This is a genomic window from Methylobacterium sp. 22177 (genome assembly GCF_052045615.1).
Classification (GTDB): domain Bacteria; phylum Pseudomonadota; class Alphaproteobacteria; order Rhizobiales; family Beijerinckiaceae; genus Methylobacterium; species Methylobacterium radiotolerans.
Genome location: NZ_JBQEPK010000001.1, coordinates 204,105 through 225,431, shown reverse-complemented (window position 1 = coordinate 225,431; position 21,327 = coordinate 204,105). Strand labels below are relative to the sequence as shown.

Genomic DNA, 21,327 nt, shown 5'->3' with positions numbered 1-21,327 from the left:
CGCCCCCACGCGCGTCGGCCTAGGATGAATCAGATTTGCGTGAGATGGCCGGCGACGGTCCGGTCGGAGATCCCCATGGCCCTGACGGCATCGCGGTACGGCAAGGAACGGGTCCGGGTGCTGCGCCTCGCCCGTGACGGCGACCACCACACGCCGCGCGAAGTGACCCTGTCGGTCATGCTGACCGGGCGCTTCGAGGCCGCCTGGACCGGGGGTGACAACCGCGCTTCCATCGCCACCGACAGCATCCGGAACATCGTCAACGTCACCGCGGCGCGGAACCTCGCACTCGACGCCGAGGGATTCGTCGCCGCGGTCGCGCGGGTGCTGCTCGAGACCTATCCCCAGGTCGAGACGGTGGCGATCGAGGCGGAGGAGGTCCGCTGGCTGCGGCACGCGATCGCCGACGCGCCGCACGGCCATACCTTCACGCGCGACGGGAACGGCGCCGGCTTCGCGGGTCTCACCGCCGATCGGAGCGGCTCGACCCTGCGCTCCGGTCTGCGCGGGTACACCTTCATGAAGACCACGCAGTCGGGCTGGACGGGCTTTGTGGCGGACCAGTACCGGACCCTGGCAGACACGACCGACCGCATCGCCGCCACCAGCATGGACGCGACCTGGACCTGGGACTCGGCCCCGCAGGATCACGGCGCGGCCAATGCGCGGATCCTCGCGACGCTGCTGACTGTGTTCGGCACCACCTACAGCCGCGGGATTCAGGACAGCATGTACCGGATGGGCGAGGCGGCCCTGGCCGCCGTCCCCGAACTGGCCGAGATCGGCTTCGTCATGCCCAACAAGCACTACCTGCCGATCGACCTCGCGCCGTTCGGCCTCGACAACCCGGGCACGGTCTTCCTGCCGACCGACGAGCCCTACGGCCGCATCGAGGCGACGATCGGCCGGACGGGCTGACGCGGGCACCGACGCCGGCCTCGTCCCGCGGCGGGCGCGTCGGACCGACCGGACTCCGCACGTCATCGTGCGGCGTCGCCGGGCGAGATGCGGCGCTTCGCGCAGATCCTACAAAGGCGGGCCGGAAGGCCTCCCGGGTGGCGTCGGCCACACACAACCTAAAATAGTGGCGCCCTTGATCAAGGCTGTTTCGCTGCGCCTTACAGCTGTGTTTGTGGTCTTTATCGAACATCGCTGCACGCATCGTCCCACTCCACGCTTTTTGGTCAGGAGGCGAACCATCTTAACGGCCGCGCAACGGTGTCGTCCTATGCCAGACATCGCTATAGCAGGGCCTCGACAGACATCTGACGTCGCCCAGCCCGATAGAAGGCGGACTCGGTCAAGAAGATCTTGATCTGACCGCCCAGGTGCGCGTTTCGGCCGCACCCTCATCACGGGATGCGGAGGAATCGATGTTCGAGGGCGCGAAGGTTCGGAGAGATCAGGCTGCCAAGCTCGCGGCCCTCAGCCGGTCCCTGGCCACGATCGAATTCGCGTTGGACGGCACGATCCTCGACGCGAACCCGAATTTCCTGGCGACGGTGGGCTACACGCTCGAGGAGATCCGTGGCCGGCATCACAGCCTCTTCGTTCCGCCGTCCGAGCTGGGGAGCGACGCCTATCGGGAGTTCTGGGACAGCCTGCGACGCGGCACCTTCGCCAGTGCCGAGTACAAGCGGCTCGCCAAGGGTGGACGGGAGGTCTGGATCCAGGCCTCCTACAACCCGGTGCTCGACGCCAGCGGCAAGCCGGTGAAGATCGTCAAGTTCGCCACGGACATCACTGACCAGAAGCTCCGCGCCCTCGATCTCGAAGGGCAGATCAGCGCGCTGCACCGCTCGCAGGCGGTGATCGCCTTCTCGCTCGACGGCACGATCCTGACCGCCAACGCCAATTTCCTCGACGCCGTGGGCTATCGGCTCGACGAGATCGTCGGTCGGCATCACAGCCTGTTCGTCGGCGAGGCGGAGCGCGTCGGCGAGGAGTACCGGATGTTCTGGGCCGCACTCGCGCGAGGGGAGTTCCAGTCCGGCGCGTTCAGGCGCACCGGCAAAGGCGGTCGCGAGATCTGGATCCAGGCGACCTACAACCCGATCACGGACGCGGATGGACGGCCCGTCCGGGTCGTCAAGTTCGCCACAGACATCACCGCCCAGGTCCACGAACGGCAGCAGCGCGCCGCCGCGCAGCGCGCCATCGGCGCGGAGCTGGACGCCATCGGCGACGCCGTGGCGGACGTGACCCGGCAAGCCGACGCGGCGGTCGCGCGCGTGGGCCGCGTGTCCGGCGACATCCGGTCGGTGGCCACCGGCGCTGAGCAGCTGTCGGCCTCGGTGGACGAGATCAGCCAGCAAGTGAGCCACGCCGCCGAGACGGCCGGGCAAGCCGTGGAGCAGGCGCAGCGCACCGGCCGGATCGTGACGGGCCTCAGCGACCAGGCCGCGCAGATCGGCGAGGTTCTGGGCCTCATCTCCGGCATCGCCGCGCAGACGAACCTGCTCGCGCTCAACGCCACCATCGAGGCGGCCCGCGCCGGCGAGGCCGGTCGCGGCTTCGCGGTGGTGGCGTCGGAGGTGAAGATTCTGGCGGCGCAGACCGGCCGCGCGACGGATCAGATCCGCCACCAGATCGCCTCGACCCAGGCGGCGACCCGCGAAGCCGTCGACGCCATCGACGCGATCCAGGGCACGATCCGGACATTGAACGCGGTCTCGTCGACCATCGCGGCGGCGGTAGAGGAGCAATCCGCGGTGATGCGCGAGATGTCGGGCAGCATGCAGACCGCCGCGGAGGACGTCTCGGCGATTTCCGGCGGGATGACCACGATCGCGCAGGCGAGCGGCCGGGCGGACCGAGCGGCGCGGCAGGTCCGGGAGACCGCCCGGGCCTTCGGGTGAGGCGATCCGGGCGGTCGACGCCGGCTCAGGGCGGTTCGGCGCCTTCGTCCGCGCGCTCGTCCTCGACCAAGCGCCCGATCCGAGGGATCAGCGGGCAGTCGACCGTGCAGCGCAACCCGTCGGGCTCGAAAGCGAGCGCGACGGTCGCGCGCAGCTCGTAGCTCAACATCTCGGTGAGCACCTGCATGCCGAAGCCGCGCCGGCTCGGCGGCGTGACGCCCGTGCCGCCCGTTTCCTTCCAGACGAGCGTCAAGTCTCCGGGCGCGCTCGTCCCGTCCCCCGCGACCGCCCAGGTAACGTCGACACCGCCCTTCGAGAGACCGAAGGCGCCGTGCTCGACCGCGTTGCTGCAGAGTTCGTGGACCGCCAGGGCCATCAGCTGCGCGGCCTTCGGCCTGAGGCGCACGGACGGGCCCTCCAGCGTCGCCTGCTCGCCTTCGCGGATCAGGTGAACCATCAACTCGTCGGAGATCAGCGTGTGCAGGCTGACCTCGCCGAAGGTGTCGGCCGCGACCCGCACGCGCGCGATAGCATCGAGCCGACCTTCGAGGTGCGTCGCGTAGCCGTCGACGGTCTCCGCGGTCTCGGCGGAGAGCCGCAGGACGGCCCGCAGCATCGCCAACGTGTCGCGCAGGCCGTGACGCAGACCGTCCGGTGTCCCGGTCTCGTCCAGGAGGCGGCGCAGACGGGCGTTGTCCGCTTCGAGCTGCGCGAGGCGCGCGTCCGTTGCTTCAGGCTCTGCCATATTCGCTCTCTCAGCGCCGAAAGCCGGGAGGATTCGTGTACCTCAGATAACGTGTGACGGTCCTGCGCCAGCATCACAGGCCGGAGATTTTTGCTCAACCGGACCGGCGAGGCCGGCACCAGACCAGCCGATCTGAACACGGGCCGACGCGTCAGAGTCATGCGGGACCGGCAGCCGGCTAGGCCGCGAGCCCGGACGATCGGCGCAGCTATTCACCGCGTTGCCGGAGCCTGATCCGATCAGGGCACGCGGACCGGCGATGGTTCTTCCAGCTGGTCCAGAATTCTCAGACCTCCGAACAACGTGGCAAGCATCGCGCCAACATGACGCACCGGAATGCTCGCGGTAACATCGGGTATGCCCGGCGACGACGTGACCTTCGCTGAAGAAGCACTGGCGACGCCCTTTGGGCCCGACGCGCCGGCCTCTCGATACTCCTGGTCCTGCAAATCCGCCGACGAGCGAGCGCCGGTTGCGTGAGAATCCAGGGCTACGGCCGCACCCTGCGCGATCCGGCCGATCCGCCGAGAGACGCGAAATCGTGAGCGGTAGGGCGACGGGTGCGCCTGCCCAGGGGGGCTCGCATACGCCCGACGCCGGGCCGGCGTCCGACCCTTGTTTCGGCCCCGCTAACCATCTCCGAAGCCCTCGCCTACCCGTGACCGCCTTTGATGCGCGGGAGACAGATGCGTGGCGGAACGTAGCTTGCGGAAGGCGGGACGGCTGAAGCGGCTCTGGCCCGGGCGCTCGGCCGCCCTTCCGCCTGCACCGCGCCCGCCGGGACCCGCCCTCCTTCCCGAACCGCCACCGCTCCGAAGCCTCACGGCCTCGGAGTTGATCGCTATGGCGCGGCAAGCCCGCGCCGCGTCCGCTGAGCGGGATCCGGCAAAATCCCCGAGCGTTTCCTGACGTTCACTGCGCCCTGCCGGGAGGTCCCATGGGACTGGTCGCTTTCATCGTCTTCGTCTGTCCCTGGATGGGCGTCGCCGGTCTGCTGTGGCTGCGCGCCCAGCAGGCCAAGCCGCTCTGATCGGGCCCTCGTCGCGGCGGCGCTCCGCGATGATCGCTGGCAAGATTCTTCCGTCGACGCGTCCGCTCCGGGGGCGCGCCACAGGGTGCGTCCACACCGCCCGCGGACCGGGGAGCGGATGCCCCGTGCTCCCGACCTGGGCTCAGGCCTTCCGCGAGGGGACAGAGAGGGGTCCGGCCTGCACTTCCGCGCGTACCGCGCGCTGACGAGCGAGGCCGGTGACCGGTTCCGTTCCAGTCACGGTCTCCGCGAGGCGCACCAGTACCGCCGAGTCGTTCTCGTTCGGTACGGTGAAGCGGGACAGCACATCCAGCTCGACCGCCGCCCAGTTGCCCGGCTCCCGACATCGCGCGTCTCAACACTGCTGCCCATCGATATTGATCTCTGATGGTCAAGCGGGCGGTCGAGATACATTAGATGCGCGCCTGCTCGAAGTGAAAACATGATAACTTTCGATAAATAATCTCGATTTTCGTGAATTCGATCTGTCGCGCTGACGCGTGTAATTGTCGTGAGCGATTGATTTTCTGCGGCTCGTAAAATAGACGCGGTCTCGAGGTCATGCCTCGGACCGCATCTATGGTTTCTTTCCCTATTCGGCGCAATTATCACTATGATTTGGGTTTCAGGTCCTTCGTGATCGGCTTCACGGCCTCGTTGTTGTGTATTCCCTTCGCTTTCGGTTGCGTTTCGGCATTTCAATTCGGCACCATCGACTCCTCCAGTCGGTCTCTGGTCAGAGAGATCAAAGCTGTCAGGCTTCTCGGCACCATGAAGCAGCTGACTCAGGAACTTCGCGCGCTCGACCATCTGGCGCACGCCGCATCGACCGATCAGGCGCGCCGCGACGAGGCCGCCCGGACTGCGCAGGTGCGCGACGCATTCACACGGGCCTGGAGCGCCTATGCGCCGACCGTCCGGACGGCGGATGAGCGGAAGCGGGCGCAAGGTCTGTGGGAAGCCTGGCAGCACTTCCTGACCGCGGAGGCCGAAGCAGCCGCTTTCGACCGAGCCGGGGAGCGCGATCTCGCCGAGACGGTCCTGATGACAGTGTCGCAGGCCGACGCGGCGGCCTTCACGCAGGCGGCCGACGCGGTGCTGAGCGACCACGAGGCAGGGATCACGGCGCTGATCGATGCTGTCGACGCCGCCGGCACGACCTATCGTCTGGCGCTCGCGATCGGCTCGTGGGGCGCCGCCCTCGCTGCCCTGGGGCTGATGCGTCTCGCCCTGCGCCGCGTCGCGCACCCGATGACCGCGCTGGCCTCAGCCCTGCAGCGACTGGCCGACAACGACCTCACGGTTTCGATCCCTTCGACGTCGCGTCCCGCCGAACTCGGCGTCATGGCGGCCGCGACGAGAGCCGTTCAGGAGACCTTGCGGCACGCGGGGCGGCGCGAAGCGGAGGCTGCTCGGTTGCAAAGTCAGGGCGAGAAGCGCCGCATCGTGGTCGAAGAAGCGACCGTGCGGGTCGAGAGCGCGATCGCCGGCATCGTCGAGACCGTGAGTTCCAGCGCCGCGGCGCTGCGCGGCACCGCCGACGGCGTCGGCCGTTCGATCTGCGAGACGGCACGTCGATCGACGATGATGAACGCCCTGCTCGCGCAGACGCGATCCAGCGTCCGGCGGGTCGCCGACTCCGCCGGTGCGCTCGGCGCGGCGGTCGGCGAGGTCGGCGCGCAGGCGGAGGCCGCCGCAACCCTGGCCGAGACAGCCGCGGCGGAGGCGGAGCAGTCGACCGCCCGTGTGCGGGCGCTCAGCGGCGTCGCGGACCGGATCGGCGACGGAGTCCGCCTCCTCGCGAAGGTCACCGCTCAGACGGATCTTCTGGCGCTCAATGCCACGATCGAGGCCGCGCGGGCCGGCGACGCGGGCCGCGGCTTCGCCGTGGTCGCTTCCGAAGTGAAGGCCCTGGCCGCGCAGACCAAGGACGCCACCGACACCATCGGCCAGCACGTGGCCGAGATCCGCGGCTCCACCGCGGAGGTGGTATCAGCGATCGCGGGCGTCGCGGCGCGGATCGAGGGCATGAGCCGCGCGGCGCGTGCCATCGTGGATGCCGTGGCGCGGCAGGGCGCGGCCGCGCGGGAGATCGCGCAGAGCATCGCGGCGGCGGCCGACGGCACCGACCAGTTGGACACCGACAGCGCGGGCGTCGCCGACACGCCGGAGACGGTCGATCCGGCCGCGACCGCCGTGCTCACCGCGGCGGAGAGCCTGAAGCAGGACGCCGCGCGTCTCGGCGACGAGATCGCCGGCATCTTGGAGAGCCTTCGTGCGGCCTGAATTGCATAGCGCGGCGAGCGGGACGGAACAGGCCTGATGACCTGGACCGTGTGGGTGCGCGGCCGCTTCACCGGCCGGTCGCTCCGGAGGGCAGCCCTCGTCCTCGTCCTCGTGGCTTGGACGCTGCCGGCCTCGGCTACCACCATCGCGATCCTGATGCCGCCGCCTGCCCTCGCCCGGCGCCTGCACGACGGCCTCGGCGAGCAGGCGCAGGCGCGCGGGGTGGCCGCCCGCTTCGCCTACGCGCCCGAAGATGCGGGCGAGGTGCAGATCGCGCAGGCGCGGCGGTTCATCGCCGAGAAGGTCGACGCCCTCGTGGTGATGCCGGTCGACCCGACGGCCCGCGAGGAGATCACCCGGCTGGCCCTGGGGATGGATGTCCCGCTGGTCCTCATCGGCCAGGGCCCGCGCACGGACTGGTTTGCCGGACGCGTCACGCATGTCGTTCCGAACGACCTCGTTGCCGGGCGCCTGCAGATGCGCAAGCTCGCCCAGATGCTGGGCGGGGCCGGGCGCGTCGCGATCATCGCGGGCAGCCTCTCCGACCCCGGCTCAGTGCTCCGCCAGAGGGGCGCCGGGGAGGTGCTCTCGGTGAGCCCGGGCCTCCGTCTCGTCGCGGAGACGACCGCGGATGGAAGCCGCGCGTCGGCGCGGGTCGTCGTCGGCGGGTGGATCGCCCGCGGCATCGGCATCGATGCGATCGCCGCCGGCAGTGACGAGATGGCGCTCGGCGCCGCCGATGCGATCGAGGCGGCCGGGATCCCCGTAGGCCGAATCCTCATCGGCGGCGCGGATGCAACTGCGGACGGCATGCAGGCGATGCAGGACAAGCGCCTCGCCGTGACGATCTACCAAGACGCCGGCACCCAGAGCCGTCGCGCGATCGACGACGCTCTGGGACTGATCCGGCGCGAGCCGGTTCCGCAATACGACTGGGTGCCGTCCGAACTCGTCACGGACCGCATGTCGACCACCCATTTCTCGCGCTAGGACCGCTCCGCCCGGGCAAGCCTCGGGCGGCTGGTCGACGATTCGGTCGGCCGCCGCGCCGGTTCAGCCCATCAATGCGCCATCAGGCAGCAGAGACTGTTCGCCTGCAGGATGTCGCGGGTAGCGCCACCGAAAGCCCATTCCCGAAGGCGCGAGTGGCCGTAGGCACCCATGACGATCAGGTCGGCCTGCTGCTCGCGGGCGAAGCGCAGGATCTCCTCCCCGTCGCTCACCGCCGTGGTCAGCAGGTGGGTCGTGACCGCCGCGCCGTGGAGCTTGAGATGGGCGGCGACCTCCTCGGCCCCTTCGAGACGGGCGCCCTGACCGGTCGTAACGACGAAGACCTGGCCGGCGGAGCGCAGGAACGGCAGGGCGCCCGACACCGCCCGCCGGGCCTCCGGCGTATCCTTCCAGGCCACGACGATCCGGCGGCCCGGTTCCCCGGCATGGTGCTGCGGGACGACCAGGACGGGGCGTCCCGCCTCCATCAGGACGGGTGCGACCGCCACGCCGAACGGGCTCGGATCGATCTCGGTCTCGCCGGCCCCGCCCACCACGATCAGGTCGGCGGCGCGGCCCCGCTCAACGAGATGGGCGAACGACCGCTCCGTGCCGCCCCGCCAGGCGGTGCGGGGCGCCGCGCCGGCGCAGCGGGCGAAGACGGCCTCCGCGCGCTCCACCTCCTGCAGGATCTTCGCTTTCGAGCGCTCGTACTGGGCCTGCGCATCCCGGATGTCGTGGGCGAAGAGCGGCGCCGGCACCTCGGCGGCGGCGGCGCCGGTCAGCGTCGCGTCGAAGCGGCGCGCCAGCGCGGCCGCGAGCCGGACGCGGTCGGCCGTCGCCTCGGCGAAATCCACGGATACCAAGATGTTGGCGTAGGACATGGCGGTCTCCTCGCGGGCCGTGACCGAACCCCCGCGCCACTGTCGGCGGACGCGCGAGCGGCGGCCTTGATCCAGCGCAATCGCCTCGCCGCGCTCAGAATCGCGGCCCCGGCCTTGAGCTGAATCAACGCGTCCGCGTCCGGGCCGCGGCAGAGCTGCCGCGTTTGTCCCCCCTGGAGACCGCGATGTCCGCCCTCGAACTGCCGAGTGCAGTCAACCTCGCGCGAGCCCAATTCGCGCTCACCGTCGTCTGGCACTTCCTGTTCCCGGCCTTCACCATCGGGCTCGCGAGCTATCTCGCCGTGCTCGAAGGCTTCTGGCTGCGGACGGGCAAGGCCGTCTATCTCGACACCTACCGCTACTGGCTCCGCATCTTCGCCGTCGCCTTCGCGATGGGCGTCGTGTCGGGCCTGGTCATGAGCTACCAGTTCGGCACGAACTGGTCGGTCTTCGCCGACCGGACGGCGCCGGTGCTCGGGCCGCTCCTCGGCTACGAGGTGCTCACGGCCTTCTTCCTGGAAGCCGGCTTCCTCGGCGTCATGCTGTTCGGCTTGGAACGGGTCGGCAAGGGACTGCACTTCCTGGCGACCTGCCTCGTCGCCGTCGGCACCCTGACCTCGGCGTTCTGGATCCTCTCGGCCAATTCCTGGATGCAGACGCCCACCGGCCACGTCGTCGGGCCGGACGGCCGCTTCAACCCGGCCGACTGGTGGGCGATCGTCTTCAACCCGTCCTTCCCCTACCGCTTCGCCCACACGGTCACGGGCGCCTACCTCACCACCGCGATGATCGTCGGCGCCGTGGGCGCGTGGCACCTGCTGCGGGACCGGGCCAATCCCCGGGCCCGGCTGATGTTCTCGATGGCCATGTGGATGGCCGCCGCGGTGGCGCCGGCCCAGCTTGTGATCGGCGACCTGCACGGTGGCAATTCCTACGCGCACCAGCCCGCCAAGGTCGCGGCCATGGAGGGGCACTTCCGGACGGAGCGCCGGGCCCCCGCGATCCTGTTCGGCTGGCCGGACGCGGAGGCGGGTGAGGTGCGCGACCGGATCGGGATTCCCGGCCTCGCCAGCCTTTACCTGACCCACGAGCTCGACGGTGAGGTCCGCGGGCTCAACGACATGCCGCGCGACCTCTGGCCGACCAACCTCCCCCTGGTCTTCTGGTCGTTCCGGATCATGGTCGGCCTCGGCCTGCTGATGATCGCCCTCGGCCTCGCCGCGCTGTGGTTGCGCCATCGGGGGCGGCTCTATGACACCCCCTGGCTGCACCGCTTCGCCGTCGGCATGGGACCGTCCGGCCTGATCGCCGTCACGGCCGGCTGGACGGTGACGGAGGCCGGCCGTCAGCCCTTCACGGTCTACGGCGCGCTGCGCACGATCGACAGCGTGTCCCCGGTGGCGGCCCCGGCCGTCGCGGCGTCGCTGGCGGCCTTCGCGGCGGTGTACCTCGCGGTGTTCGGCGCGGGCATCTGGTACCTCCTGCACCTGTTCAACCAAGCGCCGCATGCCCACGAGCCCGGGCCGCCGCCCGGACAGCCGATCCGCACCGCCGGCATCACGCCCGCCCCCGCCCTCGTCGCCGGCGCGCAGGATGCCGGCCGCCCCCTCGCGCAGCCCGCGGAGTAGTCCCGATGTCCCTCGATCTCACGCTCATCTGGGCGCTCCTCATCGCCACCGCGGTCTTCCTCTACGTGGTGATGGATGGCTTCGACCTCGGGGTCGGCATCCTGTTCCCGGCGGTCCGCGGCAAGGCGGACCGGGACGTCATGGTCAACACCGTTGCGCCGGTCTGGGACGGCAACGAGACTTGGCTGATCCTCGGCGGCGGCGGGCTCTTCGCGGTGTTTCCGCTCGCCTACGCCACGATCCTGCCGGCGCTCTACATGCCGCTGATCCTGATGCTCCTGGCGCTGGTGTTCCGCGGCGTCGCCTTCGAGATGCGGTTCCGCGCGGCCTCGCCCGGGAGCCAGCGGACCTGGGACCGGTCCTTCTCGTGGGGCAGCTACGTGGCGACCTTCTGCCAGGGCATCTGCCTCGGCGCCCTGGTCCAGGGCATCCGGGTCGAGGGCCGCGCCTACGCAGGCGGCTGGTGGGACTGGCTGACGCCGTTCTCGGTGCTGACCGGCGCCGCCCTCGTGGCCGGCTACGGCCTGCTCGGCGCCTGCTGGCTGATCTGGAAGACGCAGGGCGACCTCCAGCTCCGGGCCTACCGGCTCGCGCGCCGGCTCGGCCTCGTCACCCTGGCGGCCATCGTGGTCGTCTCGGCCGCGATGCCGATCCTGAGCGAGGCGTTCCGGGCGCGCTGGCTGTCCTGGCCGAACCTCGCCCTGGCCGCGCCGGTGCCGGCTCTGGTCGCGCTGCTGGCGTGGCGCTTCTTCGTCGCGCTCGATCGACGGGCCGAGGTGACGCCGTTCCTCTGCGCCCTGGGGCTGTTCCTGATGTCGTATGTCGGGCTCGGGATCAGCCTGTGGCCGATGATCGTCCCGCCCGCGATCTCGATCTGGGACGCGGCGACCCACCCGAGCAGCCAAGCCTTCCTGCTGGCCGGCGCGGTGGTCCTGGTGCCGATGGTCCTGGCCTACACGGGCTACGTCTACTGGCTGTTCCGCGGCAAGGTCGCGGCGGGCGCGCCGGGCTATCACTGAGGCCGCGGCCCGTCGCGGGCGTGGGCGGCGGGGATCGGCGCGGGCCGCGCCGATCCCCGCCCACTCGCGCTCCGGGTCACGGGCCGGCGTGGGCGCCCTTGACGAAGCGCGCGACGTCGTCCGCGACCGAGAACCGGAGATTGAACGGGAAGCTCATCGCGTGAACGATCTGCCCGTGGCCGAGATCGGGGTAGATCTTCACGGTCTCCTTGCCGTCGAAGCCCCGCAGCGCGCGGTCGAGCGCGAGGGTTCCGGCAGGGTTGACGTCGAGATCCGCCGCCCCGGTGGCCAGCAGCATCGCGGGATGGGAACCCGCGGCGTGGTTGATCGGCTGCAGAGCCGGGTCGCTGCCCACGAACACCTGGCGATCCAGCGGATCGGTCAGAGCCGACGTCGCGTAGGGCCCGGCCAGACCGACGATGCCGGCGAGCTTCGCGGGACTGGAGCCGGCCCTGTCGAGCCAGGTCCGGTCGAGACCCAGCATCGCGGCGGCCCAGGCCCCCGAGGAATGCCCCACGACGGTGACGCGGGCGGGATCGCCGCCGTACGCGGCCGCGTGCGCGATGGTCCAGGCGACCGCGGCGGCGTTGTCCGCGAGGATGTCGGGGAGGGTCGCCGCCGGGACGTGGCGGTACTCGGGGATGACCGCGACGACACCCCTGCGCGCGAAGGCCGCGCCGACATAGGCGACCTCGTCCTTGGATCCGGTCCGCCACCCGCCGCCGTACAGGAACACGGCGACCGGCCGCGGCTTCCCCGCGGGTGGCCGGTAGATGTCGGCCCGGTGCTCGCTCCCGGCAGCGTAGGGGACGCCCTTGTCGACGTGCACGTCCAGCGGCGCGAGCGCGTTCAGGACCGCGAGGGTCAGGCCGACAATCGTGTCACCCAGGTAGCTCAGCATGGACTCGGCCTCCGTCGGGTCGGAGTTCAGGCGCGTCTCTGAACGGGCCGCGTGGGCGGTCGCTCTACGTCAGCTCGACGACGCCGAGGCGGTCCGTGACCGGGATCGGCACCCGCCTGCCCGCGGGAAGATCCACCACGCTCACGGCGCCGTCGTCGTCGAAGCGATGGAGGCGCGCCCGCCGGGGCTGCCGTGACAGGCAGAGCTCTGCGGTGCGCGCCGGCATGTCCGGCCGCGCTGCCCGGCCGCGCCGGTCCCAGCCGTCGAGGCCGAGCCAGATCGGGACGAGCGTCGCCCCGTCCCGCCGCGCGAAGCGCGCGGTGACGAGATCGGGAACGGGGGCGGCGAGCGTGACGTCGCGGTCGGCCGGAACCGCGGCGATCTCCGCGGCGGGGGCGCCGAACAGCCGGACGAGGTTGCGCACCGCCGCGAAGGCGGGCGTCGGCCGGCCATCGTGGGCGAGGAGGCCGAAACGGCTCTCGGGATCCGCGTCGCCGCGGTCGAAACTGGAGATCAGCTCGTACAGGTAAGTCCGCCGCACACCTTGAAGGTAGCTCCAGAGCAGCATCCGCGGGAGGTATCGGGCGCGCAGGCCCGGCGAGATCGGCAGGTGGGCGCTGCCGGTGGCGAGCGCCGTGTGATAGCCGTTCTCGGTCGCGATCACCGGCGCGTCACCGAAGACCGGGCGCGCGGCCGCGACGAAGCGCGCGAGGCTGCCCCCACCGTCGGTTTCCGGGTGCTCGGCCCCCGGATAGGCGTGGATGTTCGCGAGGTCGACCACCGCGGCGAGGTTCTGCGCCGCCGCGACGTTGCCCTGGATGTAGCTCGGTCCGGCAACGCGGACGGCCCGGGCCCGGTCATCCGCCCGCACCGCGCGGAACAGGGCCGCCTGGTGATCGGCCGACAGCCGTGCGAGGCCCGGCCGCGCCGCTACCGGCGGCTCGTTGCCGCCCTCCGCCACGAGGAGCCCGTCGCCGGCCCAGCCGGCGATCTCGGCGAAGCGCTCGGGTGGCACCCGCGGCCCGGGCGTGAGCCCGTCGTAGAAGATCAGGCTGAAGCGGTAGCCCCGGTCGGCAAGATCGGCGATCCGCTCGAACTGCCCGGCCGGCTCGTCACCGATCAGCACGATGTCGTCGCGCAGGTGCCGGATCCCGAGTTCGTCGAGGGCCTGGGCGCAGGCGGCGAAGCGGTCGACGTAGGGGCTGCCGCGATGGCCGAGATGCACGTTGACGCCGATCGAGTCGATCAGCGCCTCGCAGCGGTGCAGCGGCTCGGCCGCGGCGGCGCGACCGGACGCGAGGGCGCCCGCCGCCAGGGCGAGGGCCGACCGGCGCGTGAGCCGGGTCACGTCCGGCCCGCCAGGGTCAGCTCGCCTCGCGGCGGGGCGGCGGCCGCGGTGACGCGCGTCGCGTGGGCGCGCCGGACAGCCCGCAGGAGATCGAGCAGCGCCTCGGTGACGCGGGCCTGGGCCTCGCGGGAGCCGAAATTGTGGTCCACGCCCGGCACCACCGTCACGGGTGCGCCGACGCGGCGGTCCGCTGCGCCGGGCGAGCGTCCGAGATGGCGGCGGACGGCCGCGAGCCCGGGGTCGCCCGCGCTGTAGAGCAGGCGCATCTCGGCCCCCCTGCGACGCAGGGCGGCGATCCGCCGGGCGGGCGAGCCCCCGGGCGGTCCGGGGCGGAGAGCCCGTCGGATCCTGCGAAACGCGGCCACGATTCCGCGCCGGGCCAGGGCGGCGGCGATCGCCAGGACCCGGATCTCGCCGCGGATCAGCCGGCGCCACGTCGCACCACGCTTGAGCAGAGCCGCGTAGGTGGACGCGCTGCCGAAGGTCTGCCGGATGACCTGGTCGAGGTCCTGATCCGGATCCCAGTCGAAGCAGTAGAGGTTGAGCAGCAGCGCCCCGTCGACCCGGCGGTCCCGACAGAGCGCGTGGAAGGCCGCGTAGGCGCCGCTGCACCCGCCCACGAGCAGGATCGGGCCGCCCGTTCCGGCGATCGCGTCGATCGCCGCCGCGACGTCGGAGAAGCCGTCCGCGGCGAAGAGGGGCTTGCGGCCGTCCGACCGGTCGTCGCTGTCGCCGATGCCGCGCAGGTCGAACCGGAACGACGCGACCCCCTCAGCGGCGAGGCGCCGGGCCAGATCCGTGGTCTGGCGCCCCCAGCCGGAATGCACGCTCATGCCGGTCGAGACGAACAGGATCGTCGGCGCCGCTCCCTCCCCTCGGTCCGGCCGGCACCGGATGCCGAGCAGGCCGTGGCCGAAGCGGACCGGCACCTCCGCCCAGCCCGGCCCGGTCAGACCGTTCGCGAGCCGGCCGACGGCGGCGGTGCCGCCGGATCGCGGCCCGGCGACCGGCATGCCTTCGGTCGCGAAGCCGATCACGCGGGCGAAGTCCGCGTCCGGGACATCGGAGAAGATCGGGTCGGCGACGAGCGCCGCGAGACCCGGGAACGCGCCCGTCGCCACGTCGCAACCGAGGGCGCCGAGGCGGGCGGCCAGCGCCTTGGTCTCGGCCGCGAGGAGCAGCGCGTGTCCGGCAGGCGCCCGCCGGAGCCGCGCGAGATTCAAGTCGGCGAGATCGGCCAGGAACGCGGCTTCCATCCGGAAGCCGCCGACGGTGAGGCAATCCGGGTCCTGCGCCGGGGCGGACCCGTCCGGCAGGCGGCCGATCGTCTGCGCCCGCAGCCGCATCTCGCGGAGATAGGCGCGTCCGGTGGTGACCGGCGCCAGCAGGACGAGGCGGTCCACGGCCTCGCCCTCTGCGGCCAGCGCCGCGAAGGTCGCGCCGAGGCGCAGGCCGACGACGACGATCTCGGTGACGCCGGTTGTCGCGCGCAGGAAGCGGACCGCCCGCCAGACCGCCGCGACGCAGGCATCGACCCGGGCCTCCCCGGGATCGGCCGAGTCCCCCTCGCCCGGATAGTCGAAGCGCAGCGTCGGGCAACCTGCCGCGGCGAGGCCTTCGGCCAGCGAGCGCCAGGGCCGATGCGCGGCCATCTGCTCGAATCCGTAGGCCCCGCAGAGGACCACGCCGCGCATCCCGGCCGCCGGATGAAGCCACCCGAACAGCCCCTCGAACGTCACCGGCACCGCGGCCTCGGACCGGACCTCACCTGTCATGACCGAAGTCCACGATCTCGCCGCTGTTGATCGCCCGCACGCACCCGCGCGGAAGCCGGGCGGCTTCCGCGAACCTGATGATCCGGCTCGACCCGGGCGCGAGATGGAAGCCGCTGTCATCCGGCCGCGCTCCGGGGGCCAGAACCTGAACGCCGAGGGCGAAGCGCTCGGTGCTGATCCGCAGACCCGGTCCTGCCCCGGTCGCCACCGGCTCGGCCCTGAGCCCGACGGCCGATTGGTCGACCGGCCGCGCGCCGGGGAAGTAGAAGCTCTCGGCGATCGCGCGCCCGTCGGCGTCGCTCAGCCGCGCGTGCGCGAGATCGTGGATGCGCGGTCCGAAACAATAGCTGTCGGTGGCGTCGAAGAAGCGGCCGAGCAGGGCGGCAGAGGTGAGCGTGAGCGCCGCCCGCGAGCCGACCAGAAGGTCGCGCTCGGCGCGCGCCGCGACGCGGCCCGCGACATCGCAGAAGGTCAGCGTCAGGGTCAGCGCCCGCGCCGCGGCCGTCTCGTTGAGGACGTGGACGTGCAGGCCGTCGAGGCCCTCGTCGGCGAGGAGGACCTGGACCGGGCGGAAGGCGCGCTTCAGCGCGTACCAGGCGAATTTCGGCCGCTGCGTCCAGTCGATCACGCCCCAGCCGGCGCCCGGCGCGAGGTCGCGCAGCATCAGGACGAGGCCGCCGGCCGTCGGCGAGCGCGGGCGGCGCCACTCCGCGAAGGTCGCCTCCATGACCTCGGCCACCGCGGCGCGGCCGAGATCGAGGTAGCGGTCCGGGTCGTCGGCGCGCAGCGCGGCCGGATCGACGCCGTAGAGCGCGGCGACGTAATGGTCGCGCACCCCCTCGAAGTCCCAGTCGGCACCCCGATCCCGGGGGATGCCGGCCTGCCAGAGCGGATCGGCCGGCCCGGTCGGCCCCGGCGTGCCGGGATCCGGCGGGTTGGCGAAGGCGAGGCACTCGCTGGCGAACCCGACCTCGGCCCGGCGGGCATCCTCGAGCGGACGACGATAGGCGCCGACGCCGAAATAGTGGGTGCAGCCCGCGCGCGGCGAGAAGGGCAAGTCGCCACCCGAGGGGGAGTTCGGCGTCACGACGAGATCGGGGCGCCGCTCCGCGACGCGTTGCGGAAGCGTCTCCGCGCAGAAGGTGTCGGCCCAGACGGGGCGCGGAGCACCGAGCATCGCCGCCTGCTGCCAGACCTCGCTGCCGCCGCAGACCACGCAGAGCGACGGTGCGGTCTGCGTCCGGTCGAGGAATGCCGACAGCTCGCGCTCGAGCGCGGCCGCGAAGGCCGGATCGTCGTGCGGGTAGTCGAAGTTGGCGAGCATCAGATCCTGCCAGACCAGGATGCCGAGCTCGTCGCAGAGGTCGTAGAAGTCCGGGGCCGGATAGAGCGTCGTCCCCGGGACGCGCAGCATGTTCATGCCGGCCTCGCGCGCCAGCCGGAGCAGCGTCTCAGTGCCGTCCGAGCCCAGCCCGACGAGGTCCGGCGGCGTCCAGATGGCACCCCGGCAGAAGACCGTCACGCCGTTCACGGCCAGCGCGAGGCCCTCCTCGAAGGGCCGCGCGAGCGACAGGGTCCGGAAGCCGACGCGGCCCAGGTCGATCCGCGCACCGTCGACGCGAATCTCCACCGGGTGGAGGTTCGGCGCGCCGTGAGTATGCGGCCACCAGGGCGCGATGCCCGGCAGCGCCAGCTCGCCCGCGAACAGCCCCGGCTCGACCGCGGCGAGCGGGGTTTCCTCGCCGCCGCACCGGAGGATCACGGGGCCGACCGGCCCGTCGACCCGCAAGCGCACGGCGAGGCGCCCGACGTCGCCGTCGAGCGTGGAACGCACATCCGCGGCGCTCGCGCGGGGGCGGACAGGCTCGACTGTCAGCGGGCGGTAGGGACCGACGAGGTCGATCCCGGGGCACCAGCCCGGCATGAAGCCGAGGACGCTCGTGCGCACATGGCGCAGCGACCCGGGCGTGATCATCCGCGGCCGCCAGCGCCCGCGCTTGGCCGGACGGTCGAGCTCCGACCCGAGCGCGCGGAAGCAGAGGACGAGATCGGAGACGTCGCCGAGGACCGCGTCGACGGCGTGTTCCTCGAACATCGAGCGCACGCACAGGAGCGGGACGCCGTCGAGCCAGACCTCGGCGATCGTGGCGAGACCCGCGAAGCGCAGCCGGGCCGGGCCGGAACCGGTGATGCGTGTCCGATACCAGACGTCGTGATCGTGGATCGGCTCCGGCGTCGCCTCGCTCCAGCGTCCGGCCGCCCGCAGGGCGGACGCGGCAGTGCCGGGAACCTCGGCCGCGATCCAGTCGGTGACCCCGTCGAGGTCGCCGGGGCCCGCGCAGGCGCCCGGCGGCGTCACGGCGAGCCGCCACGGCCCCAGCTGGACCTCCGGCGCCCGGTCGTCGAGGCTGCGGATGCGGGCCATCGCGGCGCTCAGCGGTCCAGCGCGCGGTCGAGATCCGCGAAGACGCGGTCGTAGGTCGCAGCGAGGCGGTCGAGGCGCGGCGCCAAGCCGTCGGCCGAGCGGCGGTGGAAGGCGCGGGCGAGCTGGAACTGGAAGGCCTTGGCCTCGCGGCTCAGATCCGCCGCGGCCGCGGCGGCCGGCGCGAATCCGCCGGCCTCCCGGTCTTCGAGCCACGTGAGATGGCTGGCGAGCATCTCGAAATTGGCGCCGAGCTGGCGCGTCGTGTTGAAGGCGTAGGCGTGGAACACGCTGAGCGGCCGGACGACCAGATCCCCGGCGGTCGCCGCGAGGGCGTCGCGGAACGCCAGGACGGGGTTGCGCCGGGGTGCGCGTGCGCGATGCCGGACGAGCAGTTCGCGCGCCACCGTCGGCAGCTCGGCCGTGCCGAGCGGCGGGGCGACAGTCTTCACGAACTCGGCATAGGGCGGCAGCGTCGCCGGCCCGAAGATGCCGCCGTAATCGTCCCCCGAGAGCCGGAAACGACCCGCATTGTGCAGGTAATCGAGTTCCCGGGCCGCCGGATCGAGGGCCAGGATGCCGATCGTGGTCTTGCCGTGCTCGCGGCCGTAGGTGGTCCCCTGCGTGTCGGGCAGGTAGATCGCGTCGACTTCGACCAGGACCGGCCGGCCGGCGGCGGCCTGGATCTCCGCGTGGTTCTCGAGGCCGCCGTAGACCGCGAGTTCCAGCACTTCCAGACCGTAGAGACGCTCGATATCGCCGGTCGGCGGCTTGAAGAAGGTGAACTGGTCGCCCTCGAAATCCTGCCGCAGGGTGAAGCCCAGCATCGCCTCCGGCACGAGGCCGCGGCCGTGCAGGAGCTCGATCCAGAGGTCGACGTAGCAGTTCGTCTCCGGCCAGTCGCGGCCGGAATCGTGGAGCGGGTGCGGGACGTGGGGTCCCGCGGCTCCGAGACCGACCGGCAGGCGCAGAGCGGCGGTCACCGCCTCAATCCCACAGCTCGGCGCGCACGGCCTCCGGCCAGGCGGCGAGATCAAGCCCGTGGTGGCGCAGGAGCGCCAGGGTGATCCGCTCCAGGCCGAATCCGACGCAGGCCGTGTGAGCAACCGCGCCGTCCGCCTGGCGCAGCTCCCATGTGCTGCCGAAATGGTCCTGGTGATAGTTGAAGCTGAGGCAGGCCGTCGGCTTGTCGACGCTGTTGACCGGGACGTTCAGCTCGAACTTCAGCCCCTGAGCCCGCTGGTTGTTGGCGAGCATCCGGCCGGCGCGGCCGAAGAACGGGTCGTTGGCCGCGTCGATGGCGAGGGGCAGACCGAGGGCGCGCATCATGGCCGTGCCGCGCTCGAGCCAGGTTTCGCGGAAGGCCAGAACCTGCTCGGGGCTGCCCATGCGCACGTACTCGCGCATCCGGAAGAGCTGCATCCGGGTCGGCTCCAGTGACGGCTCGCGCCGGAAGCAGTAGGATTGCAGGTCGAACAGGCGACCCTCGGTCGGCAGCGCGCCCCGCGCGGCGGCGACCGGATAGACCGGGTAGCAGGCCGCGGGCGTCAGCACGACGTCGGTGGCCTCCTGCTGGCCGGTCCAGTCGGTCCCGGCCTCGAGGCAGGCGAGGATCTCGGCGTGTCCGCGCGCGTCGCCGCAGAAGCTATGCACGGTCCCGGCGAGGTTCGGGAAGCCCTTGAGATAGCCGCTGCGCTCGAAGGCCGGGCGGCTCATGGCCGGCGGGAACCGCAGCACCTCGGCCCCCTCGGCGGCCCCGAGGCGCGTGATCATCCGGTCGAGGGCGTCGACGACGCTCTCGAAGCCGCCGCTGCGGCCGTAGAGGCCGTCGACGCCGGTCCGGACGAGCAGGCCGCGGTCGAACAGGCGGTCGAGGAAGGTCGGGCCGCCGGCCGGCTCGTCCTCGAGCAGGACGACGTCGCCGGCGGGAGAGGAGATCGATTCCATCACGCACTCATGAGCTGGCCGCTGCCCTTCTGCACGAGCAGGAGCTTGGCGGTGTTGGCGAGGATGCGGTCGTTGCCGATCATCAGCGGCGCGGAGAGGACGTCGCGCAGCGGCCGTCCCAGGCTGAAGGGCGTGTCGTTCCGGTAGCCGGCGAGACCGACGATCGCGAGCGCCCGCCGCACGATGTCGACCGCCATGTCGGAGACGGTGACCTTCAGATTGTTGAGCATCACGCAGAAGCCGACGGAGCCGATCGTGTCGGCGTCCCCGTGGGCGTCCTCGAAACGGCGTAGGGCCGACGCGATGGTGCCGCGCATGGCCTGGTGCGCGTTGGAGACCTCGGCGAGGCGCGTCGCCGTCGGCGGTACCTGCCCGGGCCGGCGCCGCGCCTCGGCCTGCACGAAGGCGCGGGCGCGATCGACCGCGTAGGTCGCGATCCCGTACCAGACGCTGCTCCACAGCAGGTGCGAGGAGGCCAGCATCGACTGGGCGGCGATCTCCGCGAACGGCTTCGGCAGGATCTGCTCGACCGGGACGTTCCGGGCCTCCAGGCGGAAGCCCTCGCTGCAGGTCCCGCGCATGCCGAGGGTGTCCCAGTCGCCCGTGCGCACGAGGGAGACCTGGTCGGCCATCAGCGCGACGAGGACCTGATCGGACGTCGCCGCGTCCGGATGGCGCCGCGCCGTGGCGAGGATCAGGTCGGCGTGGGCGCCGTAGGAGATCACCGACGCGTCCTTGCCGAGGGCGAAGACCTCGCCGTTGGTTTCCACCGCGCAGAGGCTGTTCCGGAGGTCGCCGCCGATGCCCGCCTCGGTGGTCGAGGAGGCGACCAGCAGTTGCTCCCGCGCGATCCGCTCCATCAGGCGTCCGTGCCAGGGGCTGTCCAGGCCGTGGGTCACGAGGCTGGACACCTTGATGTGGTGCATCGCGAAGGTCATCGCCGCCGCGCTGCAGGCCTGCCCGAGCGTGCTGCACAGCTCGGCGATCTGCACCAGCCCGGCCCCCTCGCCGCCGAGCTGACCCGGGATCTGGAGGCCGAGCAGGCGCTCGGCCTTCATGGCGGCGACAGCCTCCACGGGGAAGCGGCCTTCGCGGTCGACGGCGTCGGCGTGGCGCGCCGCCACCGCCGCGGCCCGCTCGGCGCGCGCGGCGAGCGTGCTCATGCGGCTTCCTGCTGAATCAGGGAGGAGACGGCCTCGCGGATGGCGCGGATGGACGAGAACGACTTCCGATTCAGGAGCTCGTCGGGGAACTCGATGCCGAAACGCTCCTCGAGGCCCAGCATCAGCTGAACCGAACCGAACGAGTCCAGGCCGAGATCGAACAGGCTGTCATCCTCGGAGAGGTGATCCGCCTTCCCTGCGAAGGCTTCGTTCGAGCCGAGAATCTCACGGATGTCCTGAGCGATGTTCAAGGCGGAACTCCTTATTCCAGTTGTCGAGACGCTATTGAACCGATCGGCCCGGCGTCAAATTATCTAATGATTAATAGTAA

General features: G+C 71.6%; 16 protein-coding genes. 6 read left to right on the top strand and 10 right to left on the bottom strand.

Going from position 1 to position 21,327, the window contains the following annotated elements:
• The first annotated feature begins 75 nt into the window (after positions 1–75).
• Both pucL and ACTJK8_RS01135 read left to right on the top strand, forming a co-directional pair.
• On the top strand, positions 76–918 hold the full coding sequence (gene pucL, locus ACTJK8_RS01140; protein ID WP_440761386.1) for a factor-independent urate hydroxylase: 843 nt from the start codon (positions 76–78) through the stop codon (positions 916–918).
• A gap of 455 nt (positions 919–1,373) precedes the next feature.
• A complete protein-coding gene (locus ACTJK8_RS01135; protein WP_024827815.1) occupies positions 1,374–2,858 on the top strand; it encodes a methyl-accepting chemotaxis protein in 1,485 nt (494 codons plus the stop codon).
• Positions 2,859–2,883: 25 nt separating this feature from the next.
• Here the strand turns inward: ACTJK8_RS01135 and ACTJK8_RS01130 are convergent, their stop codons facing one another.
• Positions 2,884–3,603: a sensor histidine kinase gene (locus tag ACTJK8_RS01130; RefSeq protein WP_024827816.1), complete on the bottom strand. Its 720-nt coding sequence runs from the start codon at positions 3,601–3,603 to the stop codon at positions 2,884–2,886.
• Positions 3,604–5,212: 1,609 nt separating this feature from the next.
• On the opposite strand from ACTJK8_RS01130, the gene ACTJK8_RS01125 reads away from it, so the two are divergent.
• Positions 5,213–6,919, top strand: a complete 1,707-nt coding sequence (locus tag ACTJK8_RS01125; protein ID WP_440761385.1) for a methyl-accepting chemotaxis protein — start codon at positions 5,213–5,215, stop codon at positions 6,917–6,919.
• Positions 6,920–6,955: 36 nt separating this feature from the next.
• Complete coding sequence (locus tag ACTJK8_RS01120) at positions 6,956–7,909, top strand: substrate-binding domain-containing protein (protein ID WP_440761384.1); 954 nt, start codon at positions 6,956–6,958, stop codon at positions 7,907–7,909.
• Positions 7,910–7,980: 71 nt separating this feature from the next.
• Here the strand turns inward: ACTJK8_RS01120 and ACTJK8_RS01115 are convergent, their stop codons facing one another.
• Complete coding sequence (locus ACTJK8_RS01115; protein ID WP_070998304.1) at positions 7,981–8,793, bottom strand: universal stress protein; 813 nt, start codon at positions 8,791–8,793, stop codon at positions 7,981–7,983.
• A 185-nt stretch (positions 8,794–8,978) separates the two neighbouring features.
• On the opposite strand from ACTJK8_RS01115, the gene ACTJK8_RS01110 reads away from it, so the two are divergent.
• Positions 8,979–10,421, top strand: coding sequence for a cytochrome ubiquinol oxidase subunit I (locus tag ACTJK8_RS01110; RefSeq protein WP_012317217.1), 1,443 nt, complete (start codon positions 8,979–8,981; stop codon positions 10,419–10,421).
• 5 nt (positions 10,422–10,426) lie between these two features.
• Positions 10,427–11,440, top strand: coding sequence for a cytochrome d ubiquinol oxidase subunit II (cydB, locus tag ACTJK8_RS01105; protein WP_012317216.1), 1,014 nt, complete (start codon positions 10,427–10,429; stop codon positions 11,438–11,440).
• A 76-nt stretch (positions 11,441–11,516) separates the two neighbouring features.
• On the opposite strand, the gene ACTJK8_RS01100 is transcribed toward cydB, so the two are convergent.
• From ACTJK8_RS01100 to ACTJK8_RS01065, 8 genes are all read right to left on the bottom strand, one after another.
• On the bottom strand, positions 11,517–12,341 hold the full coding sequence (locus tag ACTJK8_RS01100; protein WP_059408244.1) for an alpha/beta hydrolase: 825 nt from the start codon (positions 12,339–12,341) through the stop codon (positions 11,517–11,519).
• A gap of 64 nt (positions 12,342–12,405) precedes the next feature.
• A complete protein-coding gene (locus ACTJK8_RS01095; protein ID WP_012317214.1) occupies positions 12,406–13,689 on the bottom strand; it encodes a hypothetical protein in 1,284 nt (427 codons plus the stop codon).
• Positions 13,686–15,464: an alpha/beta fold hydrolase gene (locus ACTJK8_RS01090; protein ID WP_440761383.1), complete on the bottom strand. Its 1,779-nt coding sequence runs from the start codon at positions 15,462–15,464 to the stop codon at positions 13,686–13,688. The genes ACTJK8_RS01095 and ACTJK8_RS01090 overlap by 4 nt, the downstream gene beginning before the upstream one ends.
• A complete protein-coding gene (locus ACTJK8_RS01085; protein ID WP_440761382.1) occupies positions 15,454–17,889 on the bottom strand; it encodes a glycosyl hydrolase 2 galactose-binding domain-containing protein in 2,436 nt (811 codons plus the stop codon). Before ACTJK8_RS01085 ends, ACTJK8_RS01090 begins: the two co-directional genes overlap by 11 nt.
• An 8-nt stretch (positions 17,890–17,897) precedes the next feature.
• Entirely contained in the window at positions 17,898–18,869 is a 972-nt protein-coding gene (locus ACTJK8_RS01080) for a DUF1839 family protein (protein ID WP_024827825.1), read from the bottom strand.
• A gap of 4 nt (positions 18,870–18,873) precedes the next feature.
• On the bottom strand, positions 18,874–19,833 hold the full coding sequence (locus ACTJK8_RS01075; protein WP_012317210.1) for an amino acid--[acyl-carrier-protein] ligase: 960 nt from the start codon (positions 19,831–19,833) through the stop codon (positions 18,874–18,876).
• A complete protein-coding gene (locus ACTJK8_RS01070; protein WP_012317209.1) occupies positions 19,833–20,996 on the bottom strand; it encodes an acyl-CoA dehydrogenase family protein in 1,164 nt (387 codons plus the stop codon). Before ACTJK8_RS01070 ends, ACTJK8_RS01075 begins: the two co-directional genes overlap by 1 nt.
• Positions 20,993–21,241: an acyl carrier protein gene (locus ACTJK8_RS01065; RefSeq protein ID WP_199825845.1), complete on the bottom strand. Its 249-nt coding sequence runs from the start codon at positions 21,239–21,241 to the stop codon at positions 20,993–20,995. The genes ACTJK8_RS01070 and ACTJK8_RS01065 overlap by 4 nt, the downstream gene beginning before the upstream one ends.
• Positions 21,242–21,327: the final 86 nt, after the last annotated feature.